General features: G+C 67.1%; 4 protein-coding genes. All 4 read left to right on the forward strand.

What is annotated here, in order from left to right; all coding sequences use genetic code 11:
* Positions 1–1271, forward strand: a 1271-nt coding sequence (locus B3446_RS25645; protein WP_291386707.1) for a DUF1501 domain-containing protein, incomplete at its 5' end; no start/stop codon positions are given.
* Positions 1272–1541: 270 nt separating this feature from the next.
* The gene (locus tag B3446_RS25650; protein WP_291386709.1) at positions 1542–2006 is read left to right on the forward strand and encodes a GNAT family N-acetyltransferase; all 465 of its coding nucleotides are present in this window, start codon (positions 1542–1544) and stop codon (positions 2004–2006) included.
* 101 nt (positions 2007–2107) lie between these two features.
* Positions 2108–2476: a hypothetical protein gene (locus B3446_RS25655; protein ID WP_175137728.1), complete on the forward strand. Its 369-nt coding sequence runs from the start codon at positions 2108–2110 to the stop codon at positions 2474–2476.
* 24 nt (positions 2477–2500) lie between these two features.
* Positions 2501–2940 (forward strand): RNA polymerase sigma factor (locus tag B3446_RS25660; protein WP_291386711.1); only part of this gene is annotated, 440 nt, incomplete at its 3' end.

The following is a 2940-nucleotide window of genomic DNA, read 5'->3' on the forward strand; positions in this document are numbered from 1 at the left end:
CCCCGCCCTCGTACAAGGCGCTCGTATGCGTCTTCCTGTACGGCGGCAACGATCCCTACAACACGCTGGTCCCGTACGATCCGTCGTCGTACCGCGCGTATTCCACGGCCCGCAGCGACATCGCCCTGCCCCGCGACGCGCTGCGCGCCACCCTGCTGCGCGGCAAGGCCGACACGCAGGGCGGCATGCAATTTGCCCTGGCTCCGGCGCTGGCGCCGCTGGCCCCGCTGTACGAACGCGGCGACATGGCGGCGCTGCTGAACGTTGGGCCGCTGATCGTGCCCACGACCAAGGCCGAATACATCGGGGCGCGCGTGCCCCTGCCGCCCAAGCTGTTTTCCCACAACGACCAGCAATCGGTCTGGCAGGCACTGGCGCCGGAGGGCGCATCGTCGGGTTGGGCCGGCCGTCTGACGGATCTGTTCGCGGGCGCCAACGCGCAGCGCACCTTCACCGGCATCACGGCGGGCGGCAGCACGGTGCTGCTGGCCGGACGCAAGGTGGCCGGTTATCGCGTGGGCATCAACGGCTCGACACAGATCGACCTGCTGCATCGCGACATGTACGGTTCCAGCGCCTGCACCGCACTGCTGCGAGACCTGATCACCGAGCCGCGCGAACACCTGATGGAACGCGAGATGTCGCGCATCGCCGCACAATCCATCTCGGCCGACACGCGCCTGCGAGCCGCCTTGGCAGACGTCGCCGTGCCAGGGGATTTTTCGACGCCACTCGCGCAGCAACTGCGGATCGTGGCGCGCATCATCGCCGCCCGCGACACGCTGGGCGCGCGGCGTCAGGTGTTTTTTGTTTCGCAGAACGGCTATGACAACCACACGGGGCTGAATGACACGCACCCGGCACTGCTGAAGGAGATGGGCCAGGCGCTGGCGGTGTTCCAGAGCGCGCTGGCCGAGATGGGCGTGGCGGATCAGGTCACCACCTTCACGGCCTCCGAGTTCGGCCGCACGCTGGGTTCCAACGGCAACGGCTCGGATCACGGTTGGGGCTCGCATCACTTCGTGCTGGGCGGCGCGGTCAACGGCGGCCGCTGCTACGGCGCCCATCCGGAAATCGCGCTGAATGGGCCTGGATTCGTCGACAACGGCCGTCTGCTGCCCACTACGTCGGTGGATCAGTTGGGCGCAGACCTGGGCGCGTGGTTCGGCGCCAGCCGGGACGATCTGCGGACGGTGTTCCCGAATCTGCGGCATTTCGGGCCGGAGCCGTTGGGGATGTTGACGCCTGCGCCGGTCAAATCGCAGGCTTAGGGGCGAGCGGCTCTTTCCAACCAGATGTGATGTCTTGGCACAAAAGTGAAGCGTACTTCTCAATTTGCCGCCCATACGCATATTTGTGCACCCTACTTCTCATCCTCAGAGACCACCGATCGCATCAGTTCATTTCCGGACCGAATGACGGCCGCGCGTTAGCGCCTCGGAAATCGGGCTAGCGCCCACCCTCCATCCGATCTATAACGTCAGGCAACCCGCCCGCCAGCCGGCGGCGCCCGCGTTCCCTCCTTCCCTTCGCACCGCAACATGAGCCTCACCCCCGATCTGGCGTTGCAGCCCGCCACCGAAGAAGACGTGCCATTCCTGCTGTCCCTGCGCAAGCGCACGATGACGGCGTATCTCGAGCGTGCCGGCATTCCGGTGGACGATGCCGAGCACCTGGCGCGCATCCACTACCACTTCGACGACGCCCAGATCGTCTGGCTGGCCGGCCGTCCTGCCGGCTTGTTCAAGCATTACCGCGATCCAGCGGGCTGGCGCATCGTGCAGATCCAGATCGATCCCGACTTCCAGGGTCAGGGGCTGGGCCGCCGGCTGCTCGCCAAGGTGCTGGACTGGGCGGACAAGGAAGGCGCGCCAGTCACCCTGAGCGTTCTGAAAGGCAATCCCGCCCGGCGACTGTACGAGGCGCTGGGCTTCACTTCCGTGGAGGAGACCGAGCTGGAGCATGAAATGCGGTATGACCCCGGCGCGGTCCGGCCGGGCGCTTGAACCCTTCGCGGCAGCTTTTTTCCGGACCGCTGGAATAAAGCGGCCCCGGCCGGCGTCCGTAGAGGGCAGTCCCCCAATCCTTCCCCTCTACGAGGCACACCATGCGCAAACACACCGCCGCGGCCCTGGCTCTCGCCTGCGCCGCCCTGTTCTCGGCCGGCGCCCACGCCCAGGCCGTCAAGACCCAGAACGGCATTCTGGTCGATAGCGCCGGCATGACGCTGTACACCTTCGACAAGGACACCGCGGGCAAGAGCGCCTGCGTCGACCAGTGCGCCAAGGCCTGGCCGCCCGCCATGGCCACCGGCGACGCCAAGCCGATGGGCGACCTGACGGTCATCACCCGCCCCGACGGCAGCAAGCAATGGGCCTACAAGAACAAGCCGCTGTACCTGTTCGCCAAGGACACCAAGCCGGGTGACAAGACCGGCGACAACTTCAAGGAAATCTGGCACGTCGTCAAACCCTGATCCGGACAGCTGCCCGATCAGACCATGCGCGCCGAAGACGAAGCCCAGATCCTGGCCTGCATCCCCAGCCTGCGGCGTTACGCGCGCGGGCTGACGGGCGACCCGGACCGGGCCGACGACCTCGTTCAGGACACACTGGAGCGCGCATGGAGCCGCTATTCCCGCTGGCAGCGGCGCGGCGAGCTGCGCGCCTGGATGTTCGGCATCATGCACAACCATTTCATCGACGGTGTGCGCGCCGCCAGCCGGCGTACCGACCAGACGGCGCCGGGCGACCTGCCCGACGCGCCGGTGCGCGCCACCCAGACCGATCAGCTTGAAGTGCGCGACCTGGACCGCTGCCTGCAGGCCCTGCCGGCCGAGCAGCGCGAGGTCCTGCTGCTGATCGCGGTCGAAGACCTTTCCTACCAGGAGGCCGCCCGCATCCTGTCGGTGCCCATCGGCACCGTCATGTCGCGCCTGTC

The organism is Achromobacter sp. UBA5777 (assembly GCF_002418565.1).
Taxonomy (GTDB): domain Bacteria; phylum Pseudomonadota; class Gammaproteobacteria; order Burkholderiales; family Burkholderiaceae_B; genus Achromobacter; species Achromobacter animicus.